10 protein-coding genes are annotated in these 17,152 nt (G+C 73.9%); 2 read left to right on the top strand and 8 right to left on the bottom strand.

The features are described 5' to 3' along the window. Nucleotides 1-75 precede the first annotated feature (75 nt). A complete protein-coding gene (locus OG553_RS37020) occupies nucleotides 76-666 on the top strand; it encodes a helix-turn-helix domain-containing protein (protein ID WP_331728500.1) in 591 nt (196 codons plus the stop codon). Nucleotides 667-678: 12 nt separating this feature from the next. Here OG553_RS37020 and OG553_RS37015 read toward each other — a convergent pair whose 3' ends face one another. Beyond that, nucleotides 679-1,029, bottom strand: a complete 351-nt coding sequence (locus OG553_RS37015) for a VOC family protein (protein ID WP_331728498.1) — start codon at nucleotides 1,027-1,029, stop codon at nucleotides 679-681. A 224-nt stretch (nucleotides 1,030-1,253) separates the two neighbouring features. Here OG553_RS37015 and OG553_RS37010 point away from each other — a divergent pair, with 224 nt between their 5' ends. Further along, nucleotides 1,254-1,694 (top strand): VOC family protein, encoded by a 441-nt coding sequence (locus OG553_RS37010; RefSeq protein ID WP_331728717.1) that lies wholly within the window; start codon nucleotides 1,254-1,256, stop codon nucleotides 1,692-1,694. A 54-nt stretch (nucleotides 1,695-1,748) separates the two neighbouring features. Here the strand turns inward: OG553_RS37010 and OG553_RS37005 are convergent, their stop codons facing one another. The 7 genes from OG553_RS37005 to OG553_RS36975 all read right to left on the bottom strand — a co-directional run bounded on the left by OG553_RS37005 (nucleotide 1,749) and on the right by OG553_RS36975 (nucleotide 17,118). Continuing rightward, nucleotides 1,749-3,323, bottom strand: a complete 1,575-nt coding sequence (locus OG553_RS37005; RefSeq protein ID WP_331728496.1) for an MFS transporter — start codon at nucleotides 3,321-3,323, stop codon at nucleotides 1,749-1,751. 23 nt (nucleotides 3,324-3,346) lie between these two features. Beyond that, entirely contained in the window at nucleotides 3,347-4,180 is an 834-nt protein-coding gene (locus OG553_RS37000) for a thioesterase domain-containing protein (protein WP_331728495.1), read from the bottom strand. Continuing rightward, a complete protein-coding gene (locus OG553_RS36995) occupies nucleotides 4,180-5,352 on the bottom strand; it encodes a class II histone deacetylase (protein ID WP_331728493.1) in 1,173 nt (390 codons plus the stop codon). Before OG553_RS36995 ends, OG553_RS37000 begins: the two co-directional genes overlap by 1 nt. Then, a complete protein-coding gene (locus OG553_RS36990) occupies nucleotides 5,352-5,657 on the bottom strand; it encodes a hypothetical protein (protein ID WP_331728491.1) in 306 nt (101 codons plus the stop codon). Before OG553_RS36990 ends, OG553_RS36995 begins: the two co-directional genes overlap by 1 nt. Before the next feature lie 109 nt (nucleotides 5,658-5,766). Next, nucleotides 5,767-9,804 (bottom strand): bifunctional SDR family oxidoreductase/pyridoxal phosphate-dependent aminotransferase family protein, encoded by a 4,038-nt coding sequence (locus tag OG553_RS36985; protein ID WP_331728489.1) that lies wholly within the window; start codon nucleotides 9,802-9,804, stop codon nucleotides 5,767-5,769. Further along, a complete protein-coding gene (locus OG553_RS36980) occupies nucleotides 9,801-10,922 on the bottom strand; it encodes a DNA alkylation repair protein (RefSeq protein WP_331728487.1) in 1,122 nt (373 codons plus the stop codon). Before OG553_RS36980 ends, OG553_RS36985 begins: the two co-directional genes overlap by 4 nt. After that, the gene (locus tag OG553_RS36975) at nucleotides 10,915-17,118 is read right to left on the bottom strand and encodes a beta-ketoacyl synthase N-terminal-like domain-containing protein (RefSeq protein WP_331728485.1); all 6,204 of its coding nucleotides are present in this window, start codon (nucleotides 17,116-17,118) and stop codon (nucleotides 10,915-10,917) included. Before OG553_RS36975 ends, OG553_RS36980 begins: the two co-directional genes overlap by 8 nt. Nucleotides 17,119-17,152: the final 34 nt, after the last annotated feature.

Genomic DNA, 17,152 nt, shown 5'->3' with positions numbered 1-17,152 from the left:
GACGGACAGGGGCACGGCGGCCGCGAAGTATGTTGTGCCCAGGGCTTCGACGGGCCTGGGACGGGGGGCACCACCATGAGGAACGGGGTTCGGGCGCGGCAGCGCGAGCAGACGCGGCAGACCCTGCTCCTGGAGAGCCGGCGGCTCTTCTCCGCCCTGGGCTACGCCTGCGTGGGGCTGTCGGAGATCGGACGGGCCGCCGGGGTCACCAAGGGGGCGCTCTACCACCACTTCGGCAGCAAGGCGGAGCTGTTCCGGGCGGTGCTGGAGGAGGTGCAGCAGGAGGTCGCCGCGCAGGTGGCGGCGGCCGCGGACGCCCGGCCGCACGCCTGGGACCAGCTCGTCTCGGGGTGCCGGGCCTTCCTGAGCGCCTCCACGGACCCCGCGCTCCAGCGCATCATGCTCGTCGACGGGCCGGCGGTGCTCGGCTGGCGGGAGTGGAGGGCGATGAACGAGGCCACCTCGGGCCGCCACCTGGCGGAGGCGCTCACCGTCCTGATGGCGGAGGGCACCATTCCCGCCCAGCCGGTGGCGCCGCTCACGCACCTGCTGTCGGGGGCGATGAACGAGGCGGTCCTGTGGCTGGCGGCGTCGGAGGGTCCCGCGGACATGGAGGACACCTGGCGGGCGCTGGCGCGGATGCTGGAGGCGCTGCGGGTGCAGTGAGGTGAGGTCCCGTCAGGTCGACGGGACGATGTCGATGCGGACTCCGCTGGGGTCGGTGACGACCAGGTGTTTCCCGCCCGGGTGTCCCACCGCCCCCAGGGCGGCGAGGCGCGCCCACTCCTGCGGCCGGTCCTCCACCGTGAGGGTGAGCCGTACGGCGCGCACCGGTCGGCGGAGGGCTTCGGGCAGGTCCGGGTGCGCGTGGTCGAGCAGGGCGAGCTCGTGGCGCGGCGAGCCGGGGCGGCTGAGGCCGGTCTGCCACGGGGTCATGCGGGTGGCGGTGAAACCGAACAGTCTGTTGTAGAAGCTGCGGGATTCCTCCGGCCGCGAGGTGCAGATCACGGGACAGAAGCTGCTCAGCATGGAACGCCATCTCCGTTCGCGTACCAACAGTATGCGAACTGACGCTAGTGACATGCCGTTCGGCGTGTCAACACGGGCCCTCGGGCCCCAACAAGGGTGCTGCGCAAGCGACATGGACGGTTTCCGGCCAGGGCCCGTCGAGCGGGACGGGCGTGACGCACGGGGCGGGCGCATCGTTGGGACGATACGACCGTATGTCCGGCTTAGATTGGTTCGGTTCCGCGATGGTCCCTTCTTCCCTGACCAGCTTCTATCCCGTGCTCTGCACCGAGCGGCTCGGCGAGTCCGTGGCGTTCTACACCTCGCTGTTCGGATTCGAGACGACCTACAGCAGCGACTGGTACGTCAGCCTGCGGCGGCCCGAGCCGCCGCACTACGAGCTCGCCCTGGTCTCGGCTGGGCACGAGACCGTGCCGGAGGCCTTCCGGCGGCCGGCGCGGGGGCTGCTCCTCAACTTCGAGGTGGCCGACGTGGACGCCGAGTACGAGCGCCTCGTGGACGGGGCCGGGCTGCGTCCCGAACTCCCGCTGCGCAGTGAGGCGTTCGGTCAGAGGCACTTCATCGTGGCCGCCCCCGACGGGGTGCTGATCGACGTCATCACCCCCATCGCCCCCACGGCCCCCTACGCCGCCGCCCACCAGGACGGTTCCGGGGCCGGGGTCTGACGGGTGCGGCCCGCGCCGTGGGACGACGCGGGCCGCACGCCGGCGTGGGGCGACTCACGCCTCCACGTTGACGGCGGGGACGGCGCCGTCGGCCGGAGCGTCCGCGGCGGCGGGGTCCCCGTCCGCTGCGGTGGCCGGCAGCTTGATGACGACAGCCACCAGTACGGCGGAGGCGAGCGCCAGGAGCGCCCCGATGCCGGCGATGAGGTTCAGGCCATTGGCGAAGGCTTCCCGGGCGGAGGCCAGCAGGGTGGCCGCCGCGTCCCCGGAGAGCCCCTGCGCCGCCTCGACCGCTCCGGCGAGCGTGTCACCGGCGGACTGTGGCACACCCGCGGGGACGTCCACCCCGCTGCGGTACACGGCGGTCCCGAGGCTGCCGAGCAGGGCCACGCCCAGCGCCATGCCGAGTTCGGTGCTCGTCTCGGAGAGGGCCGCGGCCGATCCGGCCTGCTCGGGCTGGGCCGATCCGACGACGATGTCCGTGCCCAGGGCGATCAGCGGACCGCCTCCGGCGTAGACGAGGGCGAAGCCGGTCACCACCTGGGCGATGCCCGAGGAGCTGTCGGCGGTGCTCAGCACCAGGTGACCGATGCCGGACAGGGCCAGGCCGGCGGCGACGACGTACGCGGGACGGAACCTGGCCGCCGCCATCGGGGACACCACCGCCGTCACGATCAGCGCGAAGGCCGCGGGCAGCAGGTACAGGCCCGCCTCCATCGGGGACAGTCCGCCGACGAGCTGGAGGAACTGCGTCACCGTCAGGTAGGTGCCGCCGGCCACGAGCATGCTGAGCAGCAGCGTCACCAGCGCGGTGCGGAACGTCCGGCTGCGGAACAGGCCGAGGTCCAGCAGCGGGCTCTCCAGCGTGCGCTGCCGGCGGATGAACACCACGCCGAGGAACAGGCCCACGACGAGCGTCCCGAGCGGGACCGGGCCGAACCCTTCGTTGGCGATCTCCTTCAGGCCGTAGATCACCGGAAGGATCGCGGCGAGCGACAGCACCACGCTGGCCAGGTCGAGCCGGCCGGCCTCCTCGTCGCGGTACTCCGGCAGCAGCAGGGGGCCCGCCACCAGGAGCAGCGCCATGATGGGGACGCCGAGCAGGAAGACCGAACCCCACCAGAAGTACTCGAGCATGGCGCCGCCGACCACCGGGCCGAGGGCGATGCCGACCGAGAACATGGTGACCCAGACGGCGATGGCCACGCCGCGCTGCCGCGCGTCGGCGAACATGTTGATGATCAGGGCGAGGGTCGAGGGCATCAGCGTGGCTCCGGCGATGCCCATCGCCGCCCGCGCCGCGATCAGCGTGGCCGGGCCGTCGGCGAAGACGGCGGCCAGGGAGGCGAGACCGAACGCGGCCGCGCCGATGAGGAGCAGCTTGCGGCGGCCGATGCGGTCGCCGAGCGTCCCCATGGTCACCAGGAAGCCAGCGATCAGGAAGCCGTAGATGTCGATGATCCACAGCATCTGCGAGGCGGAGGGGTCCAGGCCCTGGCTGATGTGCGGCACCGCCAGGTGCAGGACGCTCACGTCGATGGACAGCAGCAGGGTGGGCAGCGCCAGTACGGCCAGGCCCAGCCACTCCCGGGGGCCGGCCAGTAAGGGGGTTTCGGTGTGGGTGCTCATGGTGCTTCCTTTCGGGGTGGTGCTCATCGGTGCCCGACACGGTCGTGGGGCGGGGGTGCGGGGGTGAGCGTCCTCGACCGTGGTCCGTCGAGGCCGGGCACGAGGTGGGCGGCGACCGTCGCCGCGTTGGCGGGGGTGTAGAGGTAGAAGTGGCCGCCGGTGAAGGTCTGCCGGCCGAAACCGCCCGAGGTCTCCAGCGACCACAGGTGCATCCGGTCGTCGATGACCACCGGATCGTCTACCGCGCTGAGCGCCAGGATGGGGACGCGGGTTCCGGACAGGGGGCGCCGGTAGGTCTCCATCGCCTCCAGGTCGGCACGGATCGCACGGAGCGACGGCCGCATCAGGTCGGCGCGGTCGAGCAGCCCCGGGGACATCCCGCCGATGTCCGTCAGGTGCCCCATCAGCTCGGCGTCGTCGCGCAGGTGCGCGAACGGGGGTTCGCTGGGGAAGCACGGCGGCTGGCGGGCCGAGACGGCCAGCACGGCGGGGGGCAGTCCCTTCTGCTCCATGGCGCGGGTGAGTTCGTATCCGAGGACGCTGCCGAAGCTGTGCCCGATGACGGCGTACGGCAGCGGCTCCAGCTCCGCGAGGTCCCGTGCGAGGGCCTCGACCAGCGGCTCGACGCGGGTCAGCGGCGGCTCGTTGATCCGGGCGCCGCGGCCGGGCAGCTGGGCGATCACGCACTCGACGTCCTCGGCCAGCACCTGCCACCAGGAGCGGAACGCGGAGGGCCACCCGCCGGCGTGCGGGAGCGCCACGATCCGGAACCGGGGGCGGACCCGGTGGCCCGGCACCGGGCCGGTGCCGGCCGCCCGGCGGGCACCGCTGCCCACGGTCATCCACCAGCCGGCCATCACGGCCCCCCGTTGGAGGACGCCGCCGCGGGTACGGGCACGGCCCTCGGCGCGGTCCCGGAGGTGGCGCCCGCCAGCAGGGGGTGGTGTTCCTCCAGGTGGGTGATCACGCGTTCCTGGTGCCGCTGGAGGCGCTGGCCGGGAAGGTGTTCCAGGGAGTGCAGGAAGGGGTCCTGCGGGGCGGGGAGACCGGCGATCGCCGTCGCCGTGCCCAGGACCAGCGTCGGCTGGTACCAGGCCGAGTAGCCGCCTTCGTGGGCGAAGACGATCCTGCCTCCGGTCAGTTCACCGGCGAGCCGGCACATCATCGAGGTCATGCTGTGGAAGGTGCGGCTGGTGCACAGCATCCGGCCCATGGGGTCGTGACCGCTCGCGTCGAGCCCCGCCGCCACCAGGATCAGGTCGGGGCGGAACGTGCGGGCGGCCGGCTCCACGATCCGGTCCATCACGGCGAGGTAGGCGCCCTCGCCCGAGCCGGCGGGCAGCGGCACGTTGAGCGTGCTGCCCGCTCCCGCGCCCGCGCCGGTCTCCAGTACGAGACCGGACGCGGCCGGGAACAGCCCCTCCTGGTGCACCGACACGTACAGCACGTCGGGGTCCTCGTAGAAGGTCCGCTGGATGCCGTTCCCGTGGTGGACGTCCCAGTCCAGGATCATCACCCGGCGCGCGCCGCGGCGCTGCGCGGCGCGGGCGGCCACCGCGAGGTTGTTGTACAGGCACAGGGCCATCGCCCGGTCCGGCTCGGCGTGGTGGCCGGGCGGCCGCACGAGGCAGTACGCCCGGTCGAAGCGGCCCTCCACGACGCCGGTGGCGGCCTCCACGCAGGCTCCGACGGCGAGCCGTGCGGCCTGCGCGCTGTGGTAGTTGACGTACGCGTAGACCCCCGCGTCACCCGCGCCGGCGGCCGAGGCCGCCTCGACCCGCTCGACGTGTTCGGGTACGTGCACGAGCAGCAGGTCCTCGTCGGAGGCCGGCGCCGGGGTGAGGCAGGTGAACCGGTCCAGTACGCCCGACGCCTTCACCAGTCCTTCGGCACGCCGCAGGTCCGGGTCGACCGCGAACTGGCGCAGCGGCTCGACGCCCGGTCCGACCGGCACGTACCCCGATCCGGGACCGGGGTCGTGCCAGAAGCAGATCTCGTGGCTGTACCACGCGAGACGGGAGGCGCTCATCAGACGTACGCGCCCAGCGACGCCCGGCTGATCCCGGCGGCCTTCTCGATGTACTGGAGGTAGTACTCGCGCTCCTCGTCCGCCGTGCGCTTGGTGCGCAGCGTGGTCTCCAGCAGGCCGAGCACCTCCCCGGCCTCGGTGGTGGTGAGCCGACGGTCGCCGACCTCCTTCTCGAAGCTGCGGATCCGCACGGTGGGCTCCACCACTCCGGACGCGAACTCTCCCGGGTCGGTGCCGTGGTTGCGGGTCGAGGCGATGGTCTTCAGAACCGCTCCGAAGAACGCCGTGGTGTCTATGTCGGTCATCTCGGTACCCCCTTCGTCGCCGTGCGCGCGGTCGGCGCACGGTGGTGTCCGTCCGGTCGGTTGCGATGCAGTGCGGTGCGGTGCGGTGCGGTGCGAGGTGTGGCGTTGCTCAGTTGATGAGGCCGCAGGCGCGGCCGGCCTTCTCCAGCGTCACGACGGCCGCGTCCAGGTCGGCGTCGGAGTGGCTGAGGTTGACGATGGTCCGCAGCCGGGGCAGGGTGCGCGGCACGGCCGGGTAGACGATCGGCTGGACGAAGAGGCCGTCGAGCTGGCACAGCCGGGCCATCGCCCCCGCCTGCTCGGCGGACGTGCAGATGATCGGGACCACCGGTGTCTCGCTGGCCATGGTGTCGAAGCCGAGGGCGCGCAGCTGGTCGCGGTAGCGGGTGGTCTTGGCGCGCAGTTCCCGGGTGAGGGACGGAGCTGCCGCCATCACCTCGACCGCGGCCTTCGCCGCCGCCACCTGGGCGGGGGTCGCCGCGGCCGAGAACATCCAGCCCCGGGCGTTGTTCTTCAGCGCGAAGACGAGGTCGCGGGACCCGGCGACGTAGCCGCCCGCGCTCGGCACCGTCTTGGAGAGGGTGCCCATCTTGACGTCGACCCGTGCCGGGTCGATGCCGAAGTGCTCGGTGATGCCTCGGCCGGTGTCGCCGAGCACGCCCAGGCTGTGCGCCTCGTCGACCATGAGCGGGGCGTCGTAGCGCTCGCAGAGTTCCACGATGCCGGGGAGGTCGGCGACGTCGCCGTCCATGCTGAACACGGCGTCGGTGACGACGAGGCGGCCGGCGTCGCCCGCCTTGCGCAGGGCACGTTCCAGGTCGGCGAGGTCGTTGTGGGCGTAGGTGATGACCGAGGCGCCGGACAGCCGGTAGCCGTCCAGGATGCTGGCGTGGTTGTAGACGTCGCCGATGACGAAGTCCCCGGGGCCCACGAGGGCGCCGACGGTCGCCACGTTCGCCATGTAGCCGCTGGAGAAGACGATGGCGTCCTCGGTGCCGAGGAAGCGGGCCAGGGCCAGTTCCAGCTCGCGGTGCAGGTGCAGGGTGCCGGCCAGCAGGCGTACGCCGTGGGCGCCGGTGCCGTGCCGCTCGACGGCGCGCAGGACCTGGTCGTCGATGTAGTCGTGGCCGATGAGTCCGAGGTAGCTGTAGGAGGCGAAGTTCAGGAACCAGCGGCCGTCGAACTTGATCCGGGGGCCGGTCGCCTCCTCGATGACGGGCTCGTAGAAGTACTCGTCCTTGGCGACGATCAGGCGGTCCTCCGCCGACAGGGCGTCGATGCGGCGGTCGAGGAAGCGGCCGTGGGGGGCGTCGGCCAGCCGGCCGGGCAGGGTCCGCCTCGGTATCCGGTCGGCCGCCGGTGCCGCTGCCGGTACCGGTGTGGGGGCGGGGGCGGGGGCGGGGGCCGGCGCCGGGATGGGGGAGGGCGGGGTCTGCGGCGCGTCCCTGAAGCGGTCCCAGTCGGGGACGAAGGAGTCGGCGGCCGCCGGCCGGTGCCGCGGAGCCGCCGCGGGCACCTCGCGGGCCGGGGCGGGGACGGACACCGGCGCCGGAGCGGCGACCGGGGCGGGGGCGGCTACCGGGGCGGGGGCAGCGGCCAGGGCGGGAGCCGCGACCGGGGCGGGGGCGGGCACCGGCGCGGGGGCCGTAACCGGGGCAAGGGTGGCTACCGGGGCGGGAGCAGCAACTGGGGCGGGGACGGGGGCGGCGGTCGGGGCGGGCCGGGTGGTGGGGGCGGGGAGGTCGCGCGGGAGCGATTCGAGGTGGGCGAGCAGGGCGCCGAGGTTGGTGTGCTCGAAGAACGCCATCGGGTCGACGTCGAGCCCGTCGGGGGTCAGTGCCGCGGCCAGCTCGACGGCCATCATCGAGTCCAGGCCCAGCTCCAGCAGGTCGTCCTCGGCGGCCACGCCGTCGACGAGCAGGACCTGGCTGATCGCCCGGGTGAGCGACGGCCACAGTCCGGGGGCGGACGTGGGAGCGGTCATGGTTACTTCCCTCGCTTTCGCGGCGGCGGACAGAACGTAGTGCGCGGGTGGCCGGGTCAGGGCCGTGCGGAGCAGGTCGATGCCGTCGTCCTCGGTGAGGGCCGGGATGCCGTGGGCGGCGGCCTTGGGGGCGACGGACTCGCCCATGCCGACGGTCCACAGGCCCCAGCCGAGGCTGTACCAGGGCCGGCCCTCGGCGCGTTGGCGGGCGGCGTAGCCGTCCAGGTAGGCGTTGGCCGCGGCGTAGGCGCTCTGGCCGAGGTTGGCCCGTACCGCCGCGACCGAGGAGAACAGGGCGACGAACGCGGGCCTTTCGTACCCGGAGACCAGGTCGGCGAGCGCGTGCGCTCCCCCGATCTTGGGTCCGAGTACGGCGTCCACCTGCTCCGGGGTGAGGCCGCGCGCCAGTCCGTCGCGCAGCACTCCGGCGCCGTGGAACACCCCGTCGTAGCGTGCGTCGGCGGGCAGCGCCTCGCGCAGGTTGCGGACGTCCGATGCGACGAGGGCCAGGTCGCAGCGCTGCGCGAGCCGGTCGAGGCGTTCTCGGGCCCGTCCCCGGTCGGGCACGGTCCGCCCGGCCAGGGTCAGGTGGGCGCAGCCCTCCGCGGCGAGGAACTCGGCGACGCGCAGTCCGATGCCGCCCATGCCGCCGGTGATCAGGAAGCGGCCGCCCCGGTAGTGCTCCGGGCGGGGGGCGCCCGCGGGCGCGTGGGGTTGCAGGGAGGGTTCGTACCAGGTGTCGCCGCGCCGGGCGAGTTCCGGCCGGTCCCGGCCGAGCGCCTCCCACACGGCGGCGGCGTCCTCGCCCCCGGGGCCGGTCCGTTCTCCGGCGCCCAGGTCGAGGAGGCGGATTCCGCTGCGGGGGTGCTCGACCCGCAGCGTGCGGCCGAGGCCCCACAGGGCGGTCATGAAGGGGTCGACGAGGTCCCGCGCCGTCACCTGGTGGGCGCCGGCGGTGACGATCAGCAGGGCGGGCATCGGCGGGCGGGCCGCGAGCCGGCGCACCAGCGCGAACACCTCCTGAAGGGCGCCTGTCACCTCGGCCCCGCCGGTGAGCCCGCGCGGTGCCACGTAGACCACGTCCCGGACGTCGGCGCCGGCCGGCAGGGCGTCCTCGCCCCCGGCCGAGAGCTGACCCGGGGTCAGGTGCAGGAGGTGCCGGCCCTCCGGGCCGCGGAGGGGGTGTGCGGACACGACCAGCACGGACCCCTCGCCCGTTCGCGGCGGCGCGACGGCCGGGCCGGTCTCCCGCCAGACGACGGTCTCGATCGACGGCACCACGGACGACACCTCGGACGGCGTCACGGACGGCGTCGCGGACGACACCACCGGCGGCGCCGCGGTGGCCGCCGGCTCCCCGGTGCTCGCCGGCACCGCGTGTCCGGCGGACTTGAGGGTGATGCGGTCCAGTTCCAGCAGCACCTCCCCCTGCTGGTTGCAGACCATGGCCCGTCCCCGTACGGCGCCGCCCCGGCTCCCGGCGTCGGCCGGCTCCTCCCGCTCGACCAGGGCGATGACCGTGCCGGAGATCCGCCGACGCGCGACCAGCCGGCCGACGTACCAGGGCAGGCACGCCCCGGCCGTACCGTCGTCGAGCATGCCGAGCGCCTGGAAGACGCTGTCGAGCAACGGCGGCGGCACGAAGGGGGACGCCGACGCCGCCTCCGGACCGTCGGCGGTCCGGAGCATCAGCACCATGCGGTCCGGGCCGCGGTACGCCGACCGGATCACCCGGTAGGCCGGCCCGTACGCGATCCCGCTCGCCTCGCGCCACGCCGTCACCGCCGACAGCGGCACCTGCTCCGTGCAGCCGGCCCGCAGCGCCGCCACGTCGACGTAGCGGGGCGGCCGGAGCGGGCTGGCGGACGCCCGGGCGGTGCTGTGCTCGACCGGGCCGCCGTCGCCCTCCGGGCGGACGGAACGGAGCGTGCACCGGCCGTCCTGGCCCGCACGGACCTCGATCTCGGCGTCGGCCCCCGCCACGAGCAGGGGCGCCCGGAAGGCGACCTGCGCCAGGGTCCACTGGCAGTCGGGGCGTCCGGCGTCGCAGGCCGACAGCACGGCGTCGATCTGGGCGGCGGCGGGGACGACCGGGACACCGCCGATCCGGTGGTCGCAGACGAGCGGGTCGGCGGCGCGCAGGCGTGACCGGAGGCCGCTCATGTGCGGAGGTCGAATCGTCCGGTGGCCTGGACGAGGCCGTTCACCTGGATGTCGATGCTGTGCTCGCCCGGGTAGTACCGGCGGGTCTGCACTTCCTTGATGGCGTGCGCCTTCTCCAGGGACCGCCGCTCGCCGGCGCCGAGTTCGAGGGTGGTCAGCTTGAAGACCTTCGGGATGCTGCGTCCGTTCTTGCGCACGTGGTGCACCACGTAGTCGACGGCGATGCTGTGCGGCCGGTCGTCGGTGTTCTCGATGTCGAAGCCGATGAGGAGGGTGTCGCCGATGGTCACCGACCCGGGGGTGATCCGCAGCCGGGGCACCCTGACGTGCTCGCCGCCCGTCGCTCCGAGGATGGCCAGGGCCTGCTGGTCGCCCTTCTTCACGAGGGTGCGCAGCCCGTGCTTGACGATCCAGTTGGTCTCAGGGGTCGGGCTCTCCTCCAGCCAGCGCAGCGCGGTCGCGAGCGCGACGTCGGGGTGGTCCTTGGAGATGTCGTTGAGGTTGTTGGCGACGGACTTGCGCACGTACTCGGAGGGGTCGCTGCGCAGGGGTTCGAGGATCTCCAGGACCGGCAGCGGGTCCTTGACGAACACGGTCAGGGTGCGGGCCCAGGGCAGCCGGGGGCGGACGCCCTCGGTCGCCAGGCGGCGCACGTTGTGGCTGGGGCTCAGGGCCCACCGCGCGACGCGCTCCATCGTCAGCACGTGGTGCTGTTCGAGGTAGGGGCGGATCGCGTACTCGCCGGTGTGCCGCCTGGTGATCTCCTCGATGGCGTCCAGCGACGCCTCGGGGTGGTCCAGCCCGTACTCCTCGACGAAGCGGGCGACCGGCATGAGGTACCAGCTGGCGTTGAACATGCCCTCGCCTTCGGCGAGTTCGTCGCCGAGGACGGACAGGAGGATCGGCAGGGCGTCGGGGTATCCGGCGGGCAGGCGGGTGCGCAGCCCTTCGGCCAGGACGAGGACGCGGTCCTTCAGCTCCTTGCCGGGAATGCGCGCCTCGACCTCTGCCGCGTATCCCTCCACGTCGAACCCGGGGTGGACGGCTCGGATCCGGTCGCCGATCAGGCGTGCCGCCCCGCCGTTGAAGTGTCGCTTCAGTCCGTATTCGCTAGCCATGGTTGAGGTGCCTCTTCGTCTCGTTCTCGTTGTTCGTGTTGTTGCTCGTGCCGTGCGGGTCGGTGGATATCCAGAACCGCTGGCGGTTGAAGGGGTAGGTGGGGATGGTGGTCGTGCGCTGCCCCTTGCCGGCGTGCAGACCCTGCCAGTCCAGATCGGCCGGGGTCCCGTTCACATAGGCGGCCAGGGCCGCGTGCAGTTCGGCCTGATCGGTGCGCTCGCGGCGCAGGGTGTTCAGCCACAGCGGCTGCGGTTCGCCCCAGGAAGCCCGCGCGAGCGGGGTCAGCTGGGGGTGGGAACCGATCTCCCACACCGCGCCCGCGCGCAGTCCGGCGAGCGTCCTCACCGCCTCGCTGAAGCGCACCGGCTCCCGTATCGCGCGACCCCAGTACGCGGGGTCGACGGCCGTCTCGGGCGAATGCCACCCGCCCGACACCGACGAGGCGAAGGCGATCCCCGGAGCCGACAACGGGGCCTGCGCCACCGCCTGGGTGAACGGGGCGACCGCGCCTTCCATCAACGCCGAGTGGAACGCGTGGCTGACCACCATGGGTGTCGACCGCAGCCCCGAACCCTCACGGAACGCGGCGACCGCGTCCGCGGGCCCGGAAACCGTCACCACACGCGGAGCGTTGAACGCCGCGACCTCCACACCCGGACAACCCGCCAGAGCCGACACCACCGCATCCGCGTCCGCGTGGACCACCGCCATGGCCCCCCGGCCCGGCTGCGCCTCCATCAACCGCCCGCGCAGAGCCGTCAACCGCAGCAGGTCCTCCAGCCGCAGCACCCCCGCCACCCACGCCGCCGTCAGCTCACCCAGACTGTGACCCGCCACCGCGTCCGGACGGACACCGACCGACTCCAGCCAGCGCACCAGAGCCACCTGCACCGACACGATCCCGACCTGCGCATACCCGGTCCGGTCCAGCCGGCCCGCCTCACCACCGAACAACAGCTCCAGGAGCGGCACGTCCAGATGCGGCACCAGCAGAGCCGCACATTCCTCCAACGCCGCCCGGAACACCGGCTCCGCCGCGTACAGACCACGGCCCATACCCGCGTACTGCGACCCCTGCCCCGTGAACACGAACACGTTCGGGGCGGGAACACCCCCGGTGCGGGAGGCCGGAACCCGGCCCTCCGCCACACTCCTCAGTCCGGCGGCCAGCTCACCGGCATCCGCACCCTGCACCACCGCCCGGAAGCGGTGCCCGGCACGCCCGGCGTTCGCCGTGAAGGCGAAGTCCCCCGTCTCCCGTGCGGACCCGCCCTCCAGTCCCCCGGCGTAGGTGCCGGCGAGGTTGCGCAGTGCCGTCTCGTCGGCGGCGCTGACCCGTACCACGTACGAGTCCTGCGCCACCACCTCCCGTACGGGTGTGGCAGGCGGCTCCTCGACGATCACGTGGGCGTTGACACCGCCCATCCCGAACGCACTCACCGCCGCCCGACGCGGACCACCACTCCTCGGCCACTCCAGAGCACGGTCCGCCAGATAGAACGGCGACTCCTCGAACCGGATGTGATCATTGGGCCGCACCACGTGCAACGACGGCGGAACCACACCGTGCTCCATCGCCAGCAACACCTTCACCAACCCCGCCAAACCCGCGGCCGGCTCCAGATGCCCCACGTTCCCCTTCAACGAACCGATCGCACAGAACTGCGAACGACCCGTCAGAGCACGCCACGCACGCGTCAAGCCCTCCACCTCGATCGGATCACCCAACCCGGTGCCCGTCCCGTGCGCCTCGACCAGACCGATCGACTCCACCGGCACCCCCGCATCACGCAACGCGGCGGAAATCACGTCCGCCTGGGCGCGCGGGCTGGGTGCGGAGTAGCGGGTGGTTCGGCCGCCGTGGTTGACGGCGGCTCCCTTGACCACGCCCCGGATCCGGTCGCCGTCGCGCACGGCGTCGTCGTACCGGCGCAGGACCACGGCCACGGCTCCTTCGCCCGGGACGAAGCCGTCGGCGGTGCTGTCGAAGGCGCGGCTGCGGTGCCGGGGCGAGAGGGCCATGAGGTCGCCCATGGAGCGGAAGTACTCCGGGCTGATGCCGGCGTGCACGGCCCCGATCACGGCGGTGTCGATGTCGCCGGTCCGCAGGTGCTGGAGCGCCGAGTGCAGGGCGACCAGCGAGGAGGAGCAGAGGGTGTTGACCAGTCCGCTCGGGCCGTGCCAGTCCATCAGGTAGGACAGCCGGTTGGCGATCATCGCCTCCAGGCCGAGGCCCCGGCCGTCGGGGACGCCGTGGCGCACCCTCTCCTCGTGGTAGTGGTCGTGGCTGTACGCGATCCACAGACCGGTACGGCCGTGGGAGCGCGAGCCGATCCGGCCGCCGTCCTCCAGGGCCTCCCAGACGGTCTCGTAGACGATGCGCGCCTGCGGATCGATCAGGGGGGCCTCGCGGGCCGAGATCCGGAAGGGTGCCGGGTCGAACTCGTCGACACGGTCCAGGAACGAGGCGTGCGGGACCGGCCCGTCCGCGTCCTGCCGGCGGCCCTCGGGCAGCGGCCGGACCGTGTCGCGGCCCTGGACGAGGAGCTCGGCGAAGGCCGTCAGGTCGCCCGCGGTGGGGAGCCTGACCGCGGCGCCCACGACGGCGACGTCGCGCGGCCTGGGTTCCGGGGCTGCCGCGGGGGGCTCGGCCGCGCGCGTGGGCTCGGGCTCGCGCGGCGGCTCTGGCTCGCGCGGCGTGGCCGTGACGGCCGCCGCCCGCGCCGTCGGTGCGGGCTCCGCCGGGGCGGCCGGGGCGGTAGCGGCCGCCGGGGCCGCCGGGGTGGCCAGCCCGTCGACGAGTGCCGGCTCCTCCTCCACGAGGAACTCGGCGAACTGCCGGGGGGTCGGGTACTCGAAGAAGACGGTCGGGTACAGGGACACGCCGTATTCCTGGGAGATGCGCTCGCTCAGCCCGACCAGGCCGACGGAGTCGAAGCCGGCGGACAGGAACTCCGTGTCGGCGTCCTCCGCAGGGGTGTCCGTCAGGGCCAGGAACCAGGCGAGCGCCCGTGCGGACGGTGAGGCGGGAGGGGCCGCGGGCGCCGCGGAACCGGTCGCAGCCGCGGGAGCCGCCGGGACTGCCCCGGCCGCAGGGGCCTCCGGGCGGGGCGGTGCCGGAACGGGCACGGGCGGCTGCGGTGCCGGCCGTGTCCCGGACGCGGACGGTGCGGCCGGCTCGGACGCCGCGGACGCCTCCCCCGCGCTGAACGCCCGGACGGGCACCCGCTTGGACGACATGTCCCCGAAGACCAGCAGGGGCGTGCCCGCCTCGTCGGTGACGGTCTGGGTGACCCGGCAGGCCTCGTCGTTCCAGAAGGCGATCTCCGTCCGTACGTAGGCGGCGGCGTCCAGCGGCCCGAGGACGTCCAGCCTGCCCACCGAGAGCGGGATGAACGCGGAGGCGTCCGTCGCGCCGAACACGGGGTTCGCCGGGTCGATCGCGGCGACCGTCACGCTGTCCAGGAGCCCGGGGAACAGCTCCACGCCGGGCGGGTTCATCTCCCGCTGGCGGGCGCCCTCGACGCGGGCGAGCGTGCCGCCGTCGGGGAGGCTCGCCACCCAGGAGATGTTCCGGTAGTAGCGGCCGTGGTGGTAGCCGATCCGGCGCAGCCACCGGTAGAGGCCCGAGCCCGCGTGCACCGTGGAGCGGGCGCAGTCGGCCAGCAGGGTGTCGAGGGGGACGGGAGGCGGCGGCCCGGAGGGGTCCTCCGTGACGAGCCGGCCGGTGACGTAGGGCTCCCCGCTCTCGCCGTCCTCGACCCTGAAGGCGCCGTCCGCGAGGACCCGGCAGACGACCCGGCGGGCCCCTGACGCGATGAGCGGGCGGTGGAAGAGGACGTCCCGCGCACCGTGGAAGGCGTCGCCCCGCAGCGCCGCGCCCTCGCGCAGGAAGTCGAACCAGGCCACGCCCGGGAGCATGAGCGTGCGGTACACGGCGTGCTGGGCGACGGGGGCTTCGGCCGGACCGAAGACCCGGGCGTAGGTGTACCCGGCCGCCCCTTCGTCGGACACCAGCTCCGCGGGCGACCCGGGTTCGGCCGAGCGCAGCGGCTCCGCGAGGTTCAGTGCCCGGCCGCGTTGCTGGGCGTGGGGCAGCAGGCGCTTGTTCCACGTCTCGCCGGTGGTCCGCTGGTACGCGGCCCAGTCGATGTCCCGGCCCGCCCGGAAGAGCCGGGCGGCGATGCCGGCGAGGACCTCGGTGACCTCCCGGCCGTCGCGGGCCCCGGCCAGGAGGGCGGCGGCGTCGGTGTCTGCGGGGCCGCCGGTGTCGTCCGTCCGGCGGGAGGGGTCGGTGTCGTCGCGCAGGACGTCGGCCAGTGCGCGCTCCAGCGGGACGCGGCCCCGTACGAAGTCCCCGACCGCCTCCCAGCCCGGGGGCAGGTCCACCGCGTCCTCGGGCAGCCCCAGGTCGCGCAGGGCGATCGCGAGGGCGACGGCGGACAGGATCCGCAGCAGCTCTCCGGAGAACGCGGCGAGCGGGGTGCCGGTGGCCGCTTCGAACAGGCCGACTACCTCGTGCACGGCCGGGGAGGAGGCGTCGAGGGCGACCAGCCACGCGGGCGGGCCCGCGAGCGCCTCGGGGCGTACCGACACGGTGGCTCGGTGGGTGCCGGGGGCGGCGGGTGCCAGGAGCCAGGCGCGCAGGGCGGCGGCGAGCCGGCCGGCGTCCGCCCCGGTGACGGCGATCCGCTCGGTGCGGTGCGGTCGGGCCAGGCGGGCCGTGGCGCACGCGTCACCGAGTCCGCCGGGCCCGTCCGTGAGGGTGGGGAGGAACTCCAGCCACTGCGCGACGAGTTCACGGAGCGCGTACGGGCTGTCGGCGGACAGCGGCAGTACGTGGACGGGCGCGGGCCGCGGGTCGCCGTCCGCCGGCCGGGCGGGGGCCGCGGCCGGGGCGGGGGCGGCCTCGACGACGACGTGGGCGTTGGTGCCGCCGAACCCGAATCCGCTCACGGCGGCCCGGCGCACCGGCGCGTCCGGCCAGGGCAGGCTCGTACCGGGCAGGTGGAAGGGGCTGTCGGCGAGGTTGAGGCGCGGGTTGGGCGACTCCACCGCCACGGCCGGGACGGTGCCCTCGCGCAGCGCGACGATGATCTTCGCGAGTCCGGCCAGTCCCGATGCCGAGTGCAGGTGGCCGATGCGGCGCTTGACCGAGCCGAGCGCCACGGAGTTGCGGGGGACGCCGTGGCGGGCGAACACCTCGGTCAGCGCCCGTACTTCGATCGGGTCGCCGATCGCGGTGCCGGTGCCGTGCGCCTCCACGTACTGGACGGTCGCCGGGTCGATGGTCCGGTAGGCCTTGTCCAGCAGCTCGATCTGGGCTTCCAGGTTCGGTGTGGTGACGCCCATGGTGCGGCCGTCGTTGTTGACGGCGACCCCGCTGACGGCTCCGAGGATGACGTCGCCGTCGGCCAGCGCCGCCCGCATCGGCTTCAGCACCAGGGCGGCGGCGCCCTCTCCGGGCACGTAGCCGTTGGCCCTGCTGTCGAAGGTGTGGCACAGCCCGTCCGGGGAGAGCGCCCCGGTGCGGGAGAGGAGGACGAAGGTCAGCGGGTCGATCAGCAGGTCCACCGCGCCGACCAGGGCGAGTTCGCAGGCCCCGGCCGCCAGGCTCTGGCAGGCCAGCCAGACCGCCGACAGCGAGGAGGAGCAGGCGGTGTCCACCACCAGGCTCGGGCCCGCCAGGTCCAGGCGGTCGGACAGCCAGGCCGCCGTGAAGTTCTGCGACCGCCCCCACAGCGCGGCGGGCCCTGGCTCACCGGTGGCCCCCGGCGTGCCGGGCGGGACCTGTCCCCGGCCCCGGTCGAACCCGTAGCCGTTCATGCGGGCGCCGACGAACACGCCCGCGTCGAGCCTGCGGCGCACCCCCCGGTACCCGGCGTCCTCCAGGGCCCGGGCGCCGACCTCCAGCATCACCCGCTGCTGGGGGTCGAGGAACACGGCGTCCTCGGCGGTCATGCCGAAGGCCTCGTGGTCGAAGGAGAACGGGTCCACCAGGAACGCGCCCCGGTGGTGGGTCCCCTGGTGGGGCCCTTCGCCCCGGTACAGTCCGGGGGCCCACCGGCTCGGCGGGACCTCGCCGACCTCGGCCCCGTCGCGGCCGAGCAGGGCCGTCAGGTCGACGACGTCCTCGGCGCCCGGGAGCCGTACCGCGAGGCCGATGACGGCGATGCGGGTGTCGTGCTCGCTCACGGTTGTCCTTTCGTTCGGCTCTGCGGCGGTCGTG

It is taken from the genome of Streptomyces sp. NBC_00158 (assembly GCF_045160885.1).
In the GTDB taxonomy this organism is placed as follows: domain Bacteria; phylum Actinomycetota; class Actinomycetes; order Streptomycetales; family Streptomycetaceae; genus Streptomyces.
Note: the sequence above shows the minus strand (reverse complement) of the source record. Positions and strands in the feature narration are given on the sequence as shown.

Coding starts and splice junctions, on each gene's coding strand:
- OG553_RS37020 (WP_331728500.1), top strand. CDS start 76: ATGAGGAACGGGGTTCGGGCGCGGCAGCGCGAGCAGACGCGGCAGACC.
- OG553_RS37015 (WP_331728498.1), bottom strand. CDS start 1,029: ATGCTGAGCAGCTTCTGTCCCGTGATCTGCACCTCGCGGCCGGAGGAA.
- OG553_RS37010 (WP_331728717.1), top strand. CDS start 1,254: ATGGTCCCTTCTTCCCTGACCAGCTTCTATCCCGTGCTCTGCACCGAG.
- OG553_RS37005 (WP_331728496.1), bottom strand. CDS start 3,323: ATGAGCACCCACACCGAAACCCCCTTACTGGCCGGCCCCCGGGAGTGG.
- OG553_RS37000 (WP_331728495.1), bottom strand. CDS start 4,180: ATGGCCGGCTGGTGGATGACCGTGGGCAGCGGTGCCCGCCGGGCGGCC.
- OG553_RS36995 (WP_331728493.1), bottom strand. CDS start 5,352: ATGAGCGCCTCCCGTCTCGCGTGGTACAGCCACGAGATCTGCTTCTGG.
- OG553_RS36990 (WP_331728491.1), bottom strand. CDS start 5,657: ATGACCGACATAGACACCACGGCGTTCTTCGGAGCGGTTCTGAAGACC.
- OG553_RS36985 (WP_331728489.1), bottom strand. CDS start 9,804: ATGAGCGGCCTCCGGTCACGCCTGCGCGCCGCCGACCCGCTCGTCTGC.
- OG553_RS36980 (WP_331728487.1), bottom strand. CDS start 10,922: ATGGCTAGCGAATACGGACTGAAGCGACACTTCAACGGCGGGGCGGCA.